The 14,770-nt window shown below is 32.5% G+C and carries 19 protein-coding genes and 1 riboswitch; all 19 genes read right to left on the reverse strand.

Annotated elements, in window-relative coordinates; genetic code table 11:
- Positions 1–69 precede the first annotated feature (69 nt).
- The 19 genes from OREMA_RS0105030 to OREMA_RS0105120 all read right to left on the reverse strand — a co-directional run bounded on the left by OREMA_RS0105030 (position 70) and on the right by OREMA_RS0105120 (position 14,677).
- The gene (locus OREMA_RS0105030; RefSeq protein WP_018248191.1) at positions 70–660 is read right to left on the reverse strand and encodes a YueI family protein; all 591 of its coding nucleotides are present in this window, start codon (positions 658–660) and stop codon (positions 70–72) included.
- Positions 661–803: 143 nt separating this feature from the next.
- The gene (locus tag OREMA_RS0105035; RefSeq protein WP_018248192.1) at positions 804–1,214 is read right to left on the reverse strand and encodes a F0F1 ATP synthase subunit epsilon; all 411 of its coding nucleotides are present in this window, start codon (positions 1,212–1,214) and stop codon (positions 804–806) included.
- 2 nt (positions 1,215–1,216) lie between these two features.
- Entirely contained in the window at positions 1,217–2,644 is a 1,428-nt protein-coding gene (gene atpD / locus OREMA_RS0105040; protein WP_018248193.1) for a F0F1 ATP synthase subunit beta, read from the reverse strand.
- Positions 2,645–2,665: 21 nt separating this feature from the next.
- Positions 2,666–3,520, reverse strand: coding sequence for an ATP synthase F1 subunit gamma (gene atpG, locus OREMA_RS0105045; protein ID WP_018248194.1), 855 nt, complete (start codon positions 3,518–3,520; stop codon positions 2,666–2,668).
- 38 nt (positions 3,521–3,558) lie between these two features.
- Positions 3,559–5,088 (reverse strand): F0F1 ATP synthase subunit alpha, encoded by a 1,530-nt coding sequence (atpA, locus tag OREMA_RS0105050; RefSeq protein WP_018248195.1) that lies wholly within the window; start codon positions 5,086–5,088, stop codon positions 3,559–3,561.
- The gene (gene atpH / locus OREMA_RS0105055; protein ID WP_018248196.1) at positions 5,078–5,653 is read right to left on the reverse strand and encodes an ATP synthase F1 subunit delta; all 576 of its coding nucleotides are present in this window, start codon (positions 5,651–5,653) and stop codon (positions 5,078–5,080) included. The genes atpA and atpH overlap by 11 nt, the downstream gene beginning before the upstream one ends.
- Complete coding sequence (atpF, locus tag OREMA_RS0105060) at positions 5,647–6,153, reverse strand: F0F1 ATP synthase subunit B (RefSeq protein WP_018248197.1); 507 nt, start codon at positions 6,151–6,153, stop codon at positions 5,647–5,649. Before atpF ends, atpH begins: the two co-directional genes overlap by 7 nt.
- A gap of 98 nt (positions 6,154–6,251) precedes the next feature.
- Positions 6,252–6,503 carry an ATP synthase F0 subunit C gene (atpE, locus tag OREMA_RS0105065; protein ID WP_018248198.1) on the reverse strand — a complete coding sequence of 84 codons (252 nt, stop codon included), beginning with the start codon at positions 6,501–6,503 and terminating at the stop codon, positions 6,252–6,254.
- Between the two features lie 44 nt (positions 6,504–6,547).
- Positions 6,548–7,099 carry an ATP synthase F0 subunit C gene (gene atpE, locus OREMA_RS0105070; protein WP_018248199.1) on the reverse strand — a complete coding sequence of 184 codons (552 nt, stop codon included), beginning with the start codon at positions 7,097–7,099 and terminating at the stop codon, positions 6,548–6,550.
- Positions 7,100–7,130: 31 nt separating this feature from the next.
- Positions 7,131–7,853 carry a F0F1 ATP synthase subunit A gene (atpB, locus tag OREMA_RS0105075; protein WP_018248200.1) on the reverse strand — a complete coding sequence of 241 codons (723 nt, stop codon included), beginning with the start codon at positions 7,851–7,853 and terminating at the stop codon, positions 7,131–7,133.
- 3 nt (positions 7,854–7,856) lie between these two features.
- Positions 7,857–8,252 carry an ATP synthase subunit I gene (locus tag OREMA_RS0105080; protein ID WP_018248201.1) on the reverse strand — a complete coding sequence of 132 codons (396 nt, stop codon included), beginning with the start codon at positions 8,250–8,252 and terminating at the stop codon, positions 7,857–7,859.
- A gap of 3 nt (positions 8,253–8,255) precedes the next feature.
- Positions 8,256–8,480 (reverse strand): AtpZ/AtpI family protein, encoded by a 225-nt coding sequence (locus tag OREMA_RS0105085; protein WP_018248202.1) that lies wholly within the window; start codon positions 8,478–8,480, stop codon positions 8,256–8,258.
- Between the two features lie 159 nt (positions 8,481–8,639).
- Positions 8,640–8,774: riboswitch (cyclic di-AMP (ydaO/yuaA leader) on the reverse strand.
- 349 nt (positions 8,775–9,123) lie between these two features.
- Positions 9,124–10,146, reverse strand: a complete 1,023-nt coding sequence (locus OREMA_RS0105090; RefSeq protein WP_018248203.1) for a glycosyltransferase family 4 protein — start codon at positions 10,144–10,146, stop codon at positions 9,124–9,126.
- Between the two features lie 110 nt (positions 10,147–10,256).
- A complete protein-coding gene (locus OREMA_RS0105095) occupies positions 10,257–10,697 on the reverse strand; it encodes a deoxycytidylate deaminase (RefSeq protein ID WP_018248204.1) in 441 nt (146 codons plus the stop codon).
- Positions 10,698–10,943: 246 nt separating this feature from the next.
- Positions 10,944–11,573, reverse strand: a complete 630-nt coding sequence (gene upp / locus OREMA_RS0105100) for a uracil phosphoribosyltransferase (protein WP_018248205.1) — start codon at positions 11,571–11,573, stop codon at positions 10,944–10,946.
- Between the two features lie 12 nt (positions 11,574–11,585).
- Positions 11,586–12,824: a serine hydroxymethyltransferase gene (gene glyA, locus OREMA_RS0105105; protein WP_018248206.1), complete on the reverse strand. Its 1,239-nt coding sequence runs from the start codon at positions 12,822–12,824 to the stop codon at positions 11,586–11,588.
- Positions 12,825–12,836: 12 nt separating this feature from the next.
- Positions 12,837–13,274 (reverse strand): ribose 5-phosphate isomerase B, encoded by a 438-nt coding sequence (rpiB, locus tag OREMA_RS0105110; RefSeq protein ID WP_018248207.1) that lies wholly within the window; start codon positions 13,272–13,274, stop codon positions 12,837–12,839.
- Between the two features lie 100 nt (positions 13,275–13,374).
- A complete protein-coding gene (locus OREMA_RS0105115) occupies positions 13,375–14,064 on the reverse strand; it encodes an arsenate reductase/protein-tyrosine-phosphatase family protein (protein WP_018248208.1) in 690 nt (229 codons plus the stop codon).
- Between the two features lie 43 nt (positions 14,065–14,107).
- Positions 14,108–14,677: a manganese efflux pump MntP gene (locus OREMA_RS0105120; RefSeq protein WP_018248209.1), complete on the reverse strand. Its 570-nt coding sequence runs from the start codon at positions 14,675–14,677 to the stop codon at positions 14,108–14,110.
- Between the last annotated feature and the right edge of the window lie 93 nt (positions 14,678–14,770).

Here is a 14,770-nt window from a genome sequence, read left to right on the forward strand (position 1 = left end):
ATCCACTAACTACTTTCTTGATTAGTAATCAAGTTCCTTCTTAATATTCACTAAATCAGCACAAGAAAACTAGTGGTCTCCTGGACATTCTTTTCCTATAAGTTTGTCAAACCAAGTAAATTTATAATAATTATCCTTCTCTTCAGGAACCTTTTTGCTAATAAGATCATAACATTTATCACATATCTTCTTTCCTTTTGCATTAATTATCTCTTCTGGTATTCCTTTTTCTTGTAACTTGCTATTTCTATCTTTAATAAAAACATCTTTCTTATTTACTGCATGATCACTTACTACTACCAAAGCAACATCCCCTTTAAAATCTGGTGAATCTACTTTTTTAAAGGATAAATCATAATCTCGAGCTAAATTAATATAGTCTTTAGCTCTATCCATATCAACTTGTCGATTAATTATTAATTTCATTGCTTCTGTATCTTTAATTGCTTCTAAAACTTCAGGGTATGTACCTGCTTCTTCAACTTGTTCAAAGGTTAAAGCTTGCAATACTCTTTCCCTAAATTCACCTAGAAATCTATTCTTCTCACCTTTTTTAAACTCAAAACCACCATTTATGCCTGCACTTACTGTCTGTTCAAGCTTACTTTTACTTTGTTGCCCCATTATTATCTCTTCTTGTAAATCATTATCTTTAGACATAGCTTTTCACCCCATCTAATTTTCTCTATATCTATTAGTTATTCCTTAAGTCCTAAAATTATATTTAAAATATTCAACATTTAATAACCTCTCCACTATAAATTTACCACTTAAATAAAAAAAGAGCAAGAGATTTTCATCTCTTACTCAAAATTTCTTCCTTTAGTAACCTTTAATCGATTAATAGCCTTTCTTAGAGCAATCTCAGCTCTCTTAGGATTAATTGAGCTATCATCTTTAGATAGACGCTTTTCAGCCCTCTTTTTAGCATTTTTAGCCCTATCAACATCAATTTCATCAGAATATTCAGCAGTATCAACTAAAATATTAATTTCTTCAGGTCTTACTTCAATATATCCCTGACTAGCTGCTAACTCTTTATCCTCTGATTCAGTTTTGATTTGAATCTGACCAATATCCAAACCTGTAACTAAAGGCTGATGCTCTGCCATAAATCCTCTATCACCATCTATGGTTCTAACAGTTACCATATTAGCTTCTCCGTCATAAACCACCTTTTCTGGTGTAATTATATTAAGTTTCATTTTAGACATGATTACTCACGCCCTTTTGTTTCTTCAGCCTTCTCTATAGCTTCATCTATTGTTCCTACATAAAGGAAAGCTTCTTCTGGTAAATCATCATGCTTACCTTCTAAAATTTCTTTAAATCCACGTACCGTCTCACTAACTGATACATATTTACCTGGCATACCAGTAAATTGTTCCGCTACATAGAATGGCTGAGACAAGAAACGCTCAATTTTACGTGCACGAGATACAACTAGCTTATCTTCTTCAGATAATTCATCCATACCTAAGATAGCAATAATATCTTGTAAATCTTTATACTTTTGCAAAGTCTCTTGGACTTGACGTGCAACATTATAGTGATCCTCACCAACTATACTTGGTGATAAGATTGTAGATGTAGAATCCAATGGATCAACTGCTGGATAAATACCCTTCTCTGCAATCTGTCTTGATAGTACTGTAGTTGCATCTAAATGAGCAAAAGTAGTAGCAGGAGCAGGGTCAGTCAAGTCATCAGCTGGTACATATACTGCTTGTACTGATGTAATTGATCCTTTCTTAGTAGAAGTAATTCTCTCCTGTAATTCCCCTACATCAGTTGCTAATGTTGGCTGATAACCTACCGCTGATGGCATTCGCCCTAATAAAGCTGATACCTCAGAACCCGCTTGCACAAAACGGAAGATATTATCAATAAACAATAATACATCTTTACCGGCTTCATCACGGAAATATTCAGCCATAGTTAAACCAGTTAGACCAACTCTCATTCTTGCTCCAGGTGGTTCATTCATCTGACCATACACTAAAGCTACTTTATCCAATATTCCCGCTTCTGTAAATTCTAACCATAAATCATTACCCTCACGAGTACGTTCTCCTACTCCTGTAAATACAGAAAAACCACCGTGCTCTTTGGCAATATTATTAATTAACTCCTGAATCAATACAGTTTTACCTACACCAGCACCACCAAATAGACCTACTTTACCACCTCTTGCATAAGGTGCTAATAAATCAATAACTTTGATACCAGTTTCAAATATTTCAGTAGATGTATCTTGTTCTTCATAACTTGGAGCTTCACGATGAATAGGAAGGTATTTATCAGTCTTTACCTCTCCAGCTTTATCTACTGGGTTTCCTAATACATTGAAGATACGACCCAAACATTCTTCTCCTACTGGTACAGAGATAGGACCATCTAAATCAATAGCCTTCATACCTCTTTTTAATCCATCAGTAGAACTCATAGATACACCTTTTACCCGGTTATCACCAACTTGATGCATAACCTCCACAACTACCTCTTTATCATGCTCTTTATCTATAATCTTGATTGCACCATTAATTTCTGGCAAATTTTCATTATCAAATTCAATCTCAACTACTGGACCAATAACTTCAACAACTCGACCAATATTTTGAGATGAATTATTTTCTCCACTCATCCTTATACCTCCTTTGACTTACTATTCTAAAGCTTCTGCCCCTCCAACAATTTCTGATAATTCTTGAGTAATCGCAGCTTGACGAGCACGATTATAAGATAATTTCAGCTGTTCAATCATCTCTTCAGCATTATCAGTTGCTGAGTCCATTGCTGTCATTCGAGAAGCAAATTCACTAGCTTTTGATTGTAACAAAGCACCAAAGATAATATTCTTTAGATACTGTGGTAATACAGCAGATAAAACTTCCTCTGCTGATGGATCATACAAATAACTATCCTCTATATCATCCAATTCCTCTGATTTTGGTGGCTCTACAGGTAGCAACTGTAAAGTATGTACATTTTGACTAACCACAGAATTAAATTCTGTGTAAACCAAATGGATCTCATCAAGAATACCTTCTGTATATAGCTCTATTAATTCAGTAGCTATATTAGTCGCTGTAGCAAAACCAGGTTTATCATCTACCCCTATATATTCAGAGATAATTTCCGACTTATTTTTGAAATAATCTCTTCCTTTTTTACCGATAGTAATTAATGCATAATCTTTATCTAATACCTTTACCTCTTTTTCAACCTCTTTAATCGCGCGACTATTATAAGCACCACATAGTCCTCGATCTCCAGTAATAAGTACATAAGCAACTTTTTTAACATTACGCTTATTAAGCAAAGGATGTAAATCTTCATTAACATTAGCTGTAACGCTGTCTAATGTCTCTTTAGTTTTATCAAAAAAGGGCTTAGCATTTTCTGCTCTTTCTTGCGACTTTCTTAATTTAGCTGCAGCAACCATCTTCATAGCTCTAGTTATTTTCATAGTACTTTCCACGCTACTAATCTGCCGCTTAATATCCCGCATACTTGCCATTATTAAATCACCTCACTTTCCTAGCAAAGAAATCTCATTTAAGCAGTTTCTTTATCTTTGCTAGTAGCAAAAGTATCTTTAAATTCTTTAATTGCAGCTTTTAACTTCTCTTCTGTATCTTCTTCTAACTTACCACTTTTAACAATAGCTTCTCCTACTTCAGGATGTGTATCTTTCATAAATTTAATAAATTCTCTCTCAAATCTTCTAATATCTTCAACAGGAATATCATCTAAATAACCATTAGTTACTGTATAAATAATAATAACTTGCTCTTCTACTTCTAATGGACTTGTTTCATCCTGTTTTAATACTTCTACTATTCTTTCACCACGAGCTAATTTGTTCTGAGTAGACTCATCTAAATCAGATCCAAACTGTGCAAAAGCTTCTAACTCACGGTACTGTGACATATCTAACTTTAATGTACCTGCAACAGATTTCATTGCTTTAATCTGGGCATTACCACCAACACGAGATACAGATAGTCCTACATTTACTGCTGGACGTACACCTGAATAGAACAGTTCACTCTCTAAGAAGATCTGTCCATCAGTAATAGAAATTACATTTGTAGGTATATATGCTGAAATATCTCCTGCCTGTGTTTCAATAAGAGGTAATGCAGTTAAAGAACCTGCACCTAATTCATCATTTAATTTAGCAGCACGTTCTAACAATCTAGAATGCAAGTAGAAAACATCACCAGGGTAAGCTTCACGTCCAGGTGGTCTTCTTAAAAGTAATGACATTTCACGATAAGCAACAGCATGCTTTGATAAATCATCATATATAACTAAAACATCTTCTCCTTCATACATAAACCCTTCTCCAATAGTACACCCAGCATATGGAGCTAAATATTGTAATGGTGCAGGGTCACTAGCTGAAGCCGATACTACAGTTGTATATTCCATAGCACCTGACTCTTCTAGTTTATTTACAATCTGAGCAACTGTAGAAGATTTCTGACCAATTGCTACATAGATGCACGCTACATCTTTACCTTTCTGGTTGATAATTGTATCAATTCCAATAGCTGTCTTACCAGTCTGTCGGTCACCGATAATTAACTCACGTTGTCCCTTACCAATTGGAACCATAGAATCAATCGCTTTAATACCAGTTTGTAATGGTTCTTCTACTGGTTGACGATCAACAATACCTGGTGCTTCAGACTCAACAGGTCTACTTTTATCTGTATTAATTGGCCCTTTTCCATCAATTGCTTCACCTAAAGCATTAACTACACGACCTTTTAACTCTTGACCAACAGGCACTTCAACTATTTTATTAGTTCTATGTACAGCATCGCCTTCTTCTATCTTAGATTCATCACCTAAAATAACACAACCGATACTATCTTCTTCCAAGTTTAATGCCATTCCATAAACATCACTTTCGAATTTTAACAATTCACCAGCCATAGCATCTTTTAAACCATGGATTCTGGCAATTCCGTCTCCAACACTAAGAACAGTTCCTACACCTTTTACTTCTAATTCTATATTATAATTTTTTATTTGATCTTTAATTATAGAACTGATCTCTTCTGGTCTAAGATTCATTTATTTTCACCCCTAACTTACTTACTTCTAAACCTTTTAGTTTATTCTCAAGATTTTTAAGATGATTTAATAAACTTCCATCGATTACTTTATCTCCAATTTTTAATAATAACCCACCCAATAAATCTGGTTGAATCTTAGGTTTTAAAGTAACCTCTTTTTTCGTTATGCTTACTAACTTTTCTTTTAATCTTGATTTATTATCATCTGACAATTCAATTGGTGTAAATACTTCTACTTCCAATCTATTCTCTTTTTTATCTACTAACTTAGTAAATTGATGATAAATAGATTTTAAGTAATTAACTCTACCTTTGTCTATTAATAATTTGATAAAATTCAACAAATTAGTAGATAACTCTTCTTCAAAAACTTCAGTTAAGATATCTTTCTTTTGAACATTACCAAGTTTAGGATGATCAATTACTTTTCTTAACTCGTTATTTTGCTCAATAATATTAAGAAATTCACTAAACTCATCTTGCATATCTAGTAATTTACCATCTTCAATCCCTAATTCAAATAAAGCCTGAGCATATTTTTCAGCTATTTGGTTTTCTAACATCCTAATTCACCCAGCTTATCTTTATCTATCTGTTCAATGTAACTTTCAATTGTCTTTTCTTGTACATCTTTATTAATAGATTGTTCTAATAATTGTCTAGTCATTTGAATAGAGATATCTGCTACTTCATCTTTTAAACTATCAATAGCTTGCTCTTTAGCACGAGCAATCTCTTTTTCAGCTCTTTCAATCTTCTTATTACCTTCATTTTTGGCATTATTAACAATATCTTCAGCATCTCTTTGAGCTCTACGGCGACTTTTTTCAATTATATCTTGCGCTTCAGATTTAGCATCGTTTAAGATATTTTTATATTCCTCTTTTAAGTCCTCAGCTTCCTCTTCACGCTCTTGAGCTCTATTTATTTGTTCGGATATTTCTTCAGAACGACTATTCATTAAATTAGTTATTGGTTCAAATAAAAAGTGTTTTAATACCATGTATAATATTATAAAGTTAATTAATTGAAGAACAAAAGTTGTTAAATCTAAAGAAATCAATTGTTGTTACCTCCTTTCATGACCACTATATCTAAAATAAATATCTAAAATAAGGAAAGGAAGATGAATAAGAATTATCCATCTTCAATAACAATTAATTATCCAAGGAATGGATTTGCAAATAATAGAATCAATGCAATTACTAGGCCATAAATACCAGTTGTCTCTGCAACTGCCGCACCTAATAACATTGTTCTAGTAATTAAACCTTGAGCTTCAGGCTGCTTTCCTACTGCTTCAGCACCCTTTCCTGCTGCAAATCCCTGTCCAATACCTGCTCCAATACCTGCTATCATTGCTAAACCAGCACCAATAGCTGATGCTGCTTGAACTAATGCTTGATCAGTCATAATTCAATTCCTCCTCAATAATTTTATTTTAATTATATTTTTCTCTATCCAACAAATGGATTAGCAAATAACAATATTAATGCTATAACTAAAGCATAAATCCCTGTTGTTTGACCAACTGCCTGCCCTAATAACATTGTCCTTACAATAATACTTTGATATTTAGGTCTTTGACCAACACGTTCAGCACCCTTTCCTGCTGCATATCCTTGACCTATCCCTGGTCCTACTCCTGCTATCATTGCCAATCCAGCTCCCAAAATCGATGCTGAAATAACTATAGCTGATCCAGTTAATCCAATTAAAGGGTTAGCATAAAGTAAGATCAAAGCTACAACCAAAGAAAAAATACCTGAAGTCTCAGCCACTGCTGCACCTAATAACATTACTATAGTAACATTATTGCTATTATCTTTATTACCTCCTACTGCTTCAGCACCCTTTCCTGCCGCATACCCCTGACCAACACCAGGGCCTATACCTGCAATCATAGCAAAACCAACAGCTATTACCGTAGCAGCCTGAATTATAGCTGTAGGGCTAAACTGTTCTAACCACTTAAAGAAAAGAAGTACTACATTTGATGTTTCTTCCATTCAATCCCCTCCTTCCTTAAATCATGGGAGATTATTCAATCTCTGTTGAAATATAAGTCATAGTTAACATTGTAAAGATAAAGGCTTGTAAGAGACCTGCAAAGACATCAAAATAAAGACTTGCTATCCCTGGAACAACAACTCCTACAACACTAAATAGCAATCCCATAATTACTACTCCACCTAGCATATTTCCAAACAAACGGAAAGAAAGAGATACAGGATCCGCTATTGCCCCAATTATGTTAAGTGGAACTAAAAATGGCATTGGCTCAAAATATCCTTTTATGTAAGACCCTATTCCATTATACTTAATTCCAGAAACATGGACAGCAATAAATGTAATTAGAGCTAAAGCAAAAGTAGTATTTAGATCTGCTGTTGGAGTATACAGGTTAAATAAATCTCTTCCTGGAATAACCCCTACTAAGTTAGCAAATGTTAAGTAAATCATTAGTGTTCCAATATAAGGAGCATAACCCTTTCGTCCTTTACCCATAGCATTATCTACTAAATTATAAATCGATTCTACTATAAATTCAGCTATATTCTGTAGACTAAATGGTCTAGGTTTTTTCTCTAAATTACGAGTTGCCAGCCAGGAGAAAACACCTAAAACAAATATAATTACCCAAGTAGTTGTAACTGTAGATTTAATTTGCAAACCAGCAATTTCAAATACTTTAGGAGCAAAAGCTTCCGAGTTAACTTCTTCAAGGAACATCTTATCAAATAGTTCAGTAAAGAAATTCATCTATTAATTCCCCTCCTTTCTTACAACCTCTTCTTTCTGTGGATAAGATTTAAATAAATTGCTTAATAAAATAACTATCTTAACAGACAACATACCAACTATAGTAGTTAGCAAGTTTACATCTGGTCTTTTTAGAGCTATGTAAAAAACAGTAAACCACAATAAATATCTGAATATATATTGAATAAAAACATAAGCTTGAGCCTTAATAGGAGGAAATTTAACAGCTTTTTGTAATGAATGAGATAATAAAATAAAATTAATAATACTCATTAGCCCTCCTACAAACCAACCAAAAGCACTTTTAAAATCAAAACACAATAGTATTAAAATTATTATTAAATTCAATAAAGCAGTCCATTTAACTATATAATTTTTAGTTTCTTTTAATTCTTCCACTTACTATCCCTTCCTATCTTCTTGCCCAGCTAATACTAACCTATAAGCACTTCTAAAACCAGTTAGTACTCCTAAAATAGTAAAAATAGCAAGAAAAATAATGTTAGTACCCAACCATTGATCCAATTTATTACCAAACCAAACACCAAAAATTATAGGCACTATAATGCTTATACCTATTTGTGATAATAAGCTTAAAGCCTTTAAAACGCCAATATTATCTTTCATTATTAATCTCCTATATTATGTATTAAATGAAAATCTTAATAAGAAAAATACTTTTTAGTATAATTAAAATTTATTCTCTTCTAGTTTACACAATATGTACCTAATTATACATAAAAACCACAGGAACATATATAGATATAGAACACCTGTGGAAAAGTATGTCCCTCTTTTCACATGCCTACGAAGTTAGCTGTCGGATTCGGGTAGAGGATACCCTACTGTTATTTGTAAATAATATCAGATTCACCCCAAAATTGGTTCCTCCGCTCCTTTAGGATTAGGCACTTTGCAATTTCTTTTCATTATACTATAAAATTATATTATTGTAAAGTTTATTTACTTTAATCAAGTTTAAAATTACTATAAAATACAAAGGCTTTGTTATATAAATTTATAGTTATTAACTTATTACTTAGACACCTCTCACTTTTAAAATTCCCATTATTAAAACTGACCAGTCAGTTTTAATAATATTATAAACATTTCTGTTAAATTTGTCAATACGAATATAAGTATAATAACAATACTTTTACAATTAGAAGATAAAAATCCAGGTACTAAAATACCTGGATTAATCAACTAAAACTCATATTTAATTTAATATTTAACTCTTTATAGTTAGCCACTTTTAGAAAAATTTACATTAAACTCTTTTATTATAATTAGTGTTAAGATTTACTATCCCTAGCTTAATAATTCCTATTAAAATAAATCCTAGCGAACTAAATATTAAAAATAATTGTTGAGATAACTCTGCTTCACTAACACCAATTGCAATCATCCCTAAAGAAATACTAATTAAATAAATAATCATAACTACCTGAATTTGATTCAATCCTAATTCCAATAATTTATGATGCAGATGACCTTTATCAGCCTTAAAAATTGGTCTGCCAGCTAATTTACGCCTTAATATAGCTAATAAAGTATCTATTATAGGGACTCCTAAAGCTAGCACTGGAATCAATAAAGTAATAAATGTTACACTCTTTAAAGTTCCTATAATCGAAATACTACCTAACATAAAGCCTAAGAACATACTTCCTGTATCCCCCATAAAAATATCGGCAGGATTAAAATTATACTTTAAAAATCCCAAAACAGCCCCAATAACTGTTAAAGCTAATATAACTGTTAAAACCTGACCTTGTTGATACGCAAAAATAGCTAAAGTTATAGTAGCTATAACTGAAACTCCTCCAGCTAAACCATCCAAACCATCTATTAAGTTAATTACATTAATAGTACTAATAATCCAAACTAAAGTTGTTGGTATACTTAAAATACCTAAATAATAAATACCACCAAAAGGATTACTAATAAATCTAATCTTAATACCAAAAGAAATCAATACTAAAGCTACTAAAACCTGTCCAAGTAATTTAACTTTTGCTGACAACTCATATAAGTCATCTAAAAGACCTAAAATAACAACTAAGGTTCCAGCAGCAATTATCCCTATAAATTTATCACTAAAGCCCGTCACTAATAAGGCAATTAATACTCCAAAATAAATACCTAATCCTCCTAAACTAGGAATAGGCTTAATGTTAATTCTACGTTTATTAGGATAATCTACTGCTCCTAATTTAAATGCCAGCTTTTTTACTTGTGGCATTACAAAATAACTACTTAATAATGCTAATAGTAATGGATAAATAAACATTTTACCCACCCCTTTCTAATTTCATAATAAGATTTGTTAACTAAAATTATTAAGTCTAACTATATTCTATGAAATTAGATCATATCTTTCAATTATTAATTTTTGGAATATTATTTAATCTCTTCTATCTTAATTCCAGCTTCTAACATCATTTTTGAGGCTAATTCATCTGGATAAGCTCCTTTAAATACAACTCTATTAATCCCTGCATTAATTATCATTTTAGTGCAGAGGATACACGGTTGATGTGTACAATATAAAGTAGCACCATTAATTGAGCTACCATGTAAAGCAGCTTGAATGATAGCATTCTGTTCTGCATGTAATCCTCGACAAAGCTCATGCCGCTCTCCAGATGGAACATTATTCTGCTCTCGCAAACAACCTGTCTCTTTACAATGTTTCAAACCACTAGGAGCACCATTATAACCTGTCGCAAGGACCCTTTTATCCTTAACAATCAAAGCGCCAACTTTTCTTCTTAAACAAGTTGAACGCTTGGCAACAACCTCTGTCATCTCCATAAAGTAATTATTCCAACTTGGACGCATAAAATTACCTCTTTCTTTTTTATAAATTAAATAATAATATTTTGTACTATTATAAAAATTAAAATCTCACACCTCATCCCCTAACCCCTTCTCCTAACCTTAAGAGAAGGGGGATAAAAAGTTATCCTCTCTCCTAAAAATAGGAGAGAGTTAGAATGAGCTGTGAGAACTATCTTTAAATCTATTTATTAAATCATTTTTTCTACCAATACTAATATATTGCTATTTTCTATTATTATAATTTTATTACTTAGTACCAAATAATCTATCTCCTGCATCTCCTAAACCTGGCTCAATATAAGCATGATCATTTAACCTATCATCTAAAGCAGCAGTATAAATATCCACATCCGGATGTGCTGCTTGTAGCTTTTCAACTCCCTCTGGAGCCGCTACTAAACACATAAATTTAATATTTTCTGCACCTCTATCTTTTACAAACTGTAAAGCGGCAACTGCTGTTCCACCTGTTGCTAACATAGGATCTACTACAATTAATTCTCTTGATCCTATATCCGTTGGCATTTTACAATAATATTCGACTGGTTCTAATGTTTCAGGGTCACGATATAATCCGATATGTCCTACTTTAGCTGCTGGTATTAAATTTACTACACCATCTACCATCCCTAAGCCAGCTCTCAAAATAGGTACTATAGCTAACTTCTTACCAGAGATAACCTTGGAGTTTGTTTCCATCACTGGTGTTTTAATTTTAACTTCCTGCAAAGGTAGATCTCTTGTAACTTCATAAGCCATTAAAGTAGATATTTCATTTGCTAACTCTCTAAACTCTTTTGGACCAGTCTCTTCTTTTCTCAAGTGTGTCAATTTGTGTTGAATTAATGGATGATCAATAATATGTACTTTACTCATTAAATTTGCCTCCTATTTTTGATGTAATAATGGAAATTCTTCAACCAACTCCTCAACTTCTCTCCTTACTTGGGCTTTAACCTCTTCATTCTCAATATTTAATAAAAGTTTAGTGATCATTTTTCCTACTCTTTTCATCTCTTCTTCTTTCATACCTCTAGTTGTTAAAGATGGAGTTCCTATACGAATTCCACTTGTCACAAAAGGACTTCTTGTTTCAAAAGGAATAGTATTCTTGTTAACCGTAATAGCCACTTCATCTAATGTGTTCTCTGCTAATTTACCAGTAATATCATGATCTGTCAAGTCCACCAACATTAAGTGATTATCAGTTCCACCAGATACCAATCTAAACTCTTTATTTAGAGTTTCTGCTAAAGCCTTAGCATTTTTAATAACTTGTTTCTGATACTCTTTAAACTCATCACTTAAAGCCTCTTTGAAACAGACAGCTTTAGCTGCAATAATATGCATTAAAGGTCCACCTTGAATACCTGGGAAGATCGCTTTATCGATCTTCTTAGCAAACTTCTCTTCACATAAAATCATACCTCCACGAGGTCCACGTAAAGTTTTATGAGTAGTTGTTGTTACTACATGTGCATGTTCTACTGGATTTTGGTGTAAACCTGTTGCTACTAATCCTGCAATATGAGCCATATCAACCACTAGATAAGCTCCTACCTCATCAGCAATATCTCTAAATTTCTTAAAATCTATCTCCCTAGAATAAGCACTTGCACCAGTTACAATCATCTTAGGATTATGCTCTAAAGCCAAATCTTTTAATGCATCATAATCAATTCTTTCATCATCTTTACTTACTCCATAAGGAATAAAGTTATAGTAATTACCTGACATATTAACAGGGCTACCATGGGTTAAATGACCACCATGAGTTAAATCCATCCCTAAAACAGTATCTCCAGGTTCTAATAATGCAAAATAAACAGCAGCATTAGCCTGAGATCCTGAATGAGGCTGTACATTAGCGTGCTCTGCACCAAATAACTCCTTTGCTCTCTTAATAGCCAATTTTTCAGCAAGATCTACACACTCACACCCACCATAATACCTCTTATCAGGATATCCTTCAGCATACTTATTAGTTAACACTGTACCCATTGCCTCTAAAACAGCCTCACTAACAAAATTTTCTGAAGCAATTAACTCTAAATTTCCTTTTTGCCTTTTCTCTTCTTTCTTAACCACTTCCATTATTTCAGGGTCAACTTTTTTCAGATTATTCATTTAACCACTCCTCTACTCCTCTAATTGGCTAATTTTATCAATCCTTCGTTGATGTCTTCCACCCTCAAATTCAGTATCTAACCAAGTTCTTGCTATCTCTAAGGCCAACTCTGTACCAATAACTCGTTCTCCCATAGCTAACACATTAGAATTATTGTGTAAACGAGTAGCTTTAGCAGAAAAGACATCATGGCATAATGATGCTCTAACTCCTTTAACCTTATTTGCTGCAATCGACATACCAATTCCTGTTCCACAGATTAAGATACCTCGATCATAATCGCCACTAGCAACTCCATTAGCTACTTCTTTAGCAAAATCAGGGTAATCTACAGAGTCTGTACTATCAGGTCCAAAATCATGATATTTGATACCCTTTTGCTCTAGTAATTCTTTAATCTTAGTTTTTAAGTTATATCCTCCATGATCACTGCCTAATGCAACTTTCATTAAAATACCTCCATATAAAATTATAATTTGTATACTTGTATTAAACCGATTTTTACTCCCTAAATAATTATTCTCTAATCTATAGTATTATCCTTTTTTATTAGTCCAAATTTTCTACAATCTTCTTCAATTCAGATTTAATCTCTTTAGCACAAGATCTATAAACAGAAATAGGTTGTCCAAAAGGATCAGATATATCAACATTATCTATATCCCCTTTTAAACTAGCTAACTTTCTTTTCTCTGGCATTAATGTTTGAGACAAGTCTATTTCCAGTTCTTCTATTCTCTTTTCTATAGTTTCTAAATTAATGAGCAACTTATTTCTTTTCTTTTCTAACTCTTCGATCTCTTCTTGATGATCAGATATAAAATTGTTTCTTTTTCTATCAATGATTTTATATATTTCTTCTATCTGATCTGTTTCTGCTTGAATATCTTCTGCTCTAGATGAATATTCTTTTAAAGTATATACCTTAGCTCTAAACTCCGGATATTGATCTAAAACATATAATTTATGCCTTTGAGTCATAGTTAGAATAATATCAGCCTCTTTCACCAAATTTTTTGTTAAAGGAGTTGTCTGGTGAGTTGTTAAATCAATATCTGAATCTTTCATCACTTCAATAGCCTGACTAGCTGCACTTCCACCTTTAAAAGCAGATATTCCAGCTGATTTAACTTCATATCCTTCTTTCCCAGCATCAACTAGTAAATCCTTTAATAAAGCTTCAGCCATACTACTACGACAGGTATTACCTGTACAAACTAATAGAAATTTTTTCTTCATACTATCCACCTCCTTCAATATTCATTATCTGTTAAGGTCACTGTTAGGAAAAAAGAAAATGAATACCTAATAGTATAAGAACTATACCTCCTAATAGCTCAGAGTTTTCACTAACTAATCCCCCTATTTTACCTCCTAAAATTAAACCTACCATTACCATTATAGTAACTATAACACCAAAAACAAAGCAATTAAAGATCATACTAGAATCTAACATACCTAAACTAACTCCAACTGATAGCGCATCAATACTTACACTCAATGCTAATATAATTAGAGACCAACCATATAATTGAAAACTATAATCTTGATCTTCTTTATTACTTAGATTTTCATAAATCATGATCATCCCCAAAATCATCAATATTCCTGATCCAATAGCTGTAGTTATACTATCAATTGTGCCTTCAAAATAATAATTACCAAAAAAATTATGTAAAAAAGCCCCTAAATTAATTCCTACTAAAGGCATTAAGATATGAAAGACCCCTATCATAAAACTTAATTTTAATAATAATAATAACCTTAAATTTTTAGTACCTATTGCAAGAGATACTGAGAAGGCATCTGTACCTAGAGCAAAGCCCAAAGTAATTACCTCTATAATACTCACTATAAACCTCCCTATTAGAAAACTATAACCTAACTGAAACATTATTATATATATTCTAATAGGAAAGAAGTTATATCTCTATTTTGATAACAC

This window comes from Orenia marismortui DSM 5156 (assembly GCF_000379025.1).
In the GTDB taxonomy this organism is placed as follows: Bacteria; Bacillota; Halanaerobiia; order Halobacteroidales; family Halobacteroidaceae; genus Orenia; species Orenia marismortui.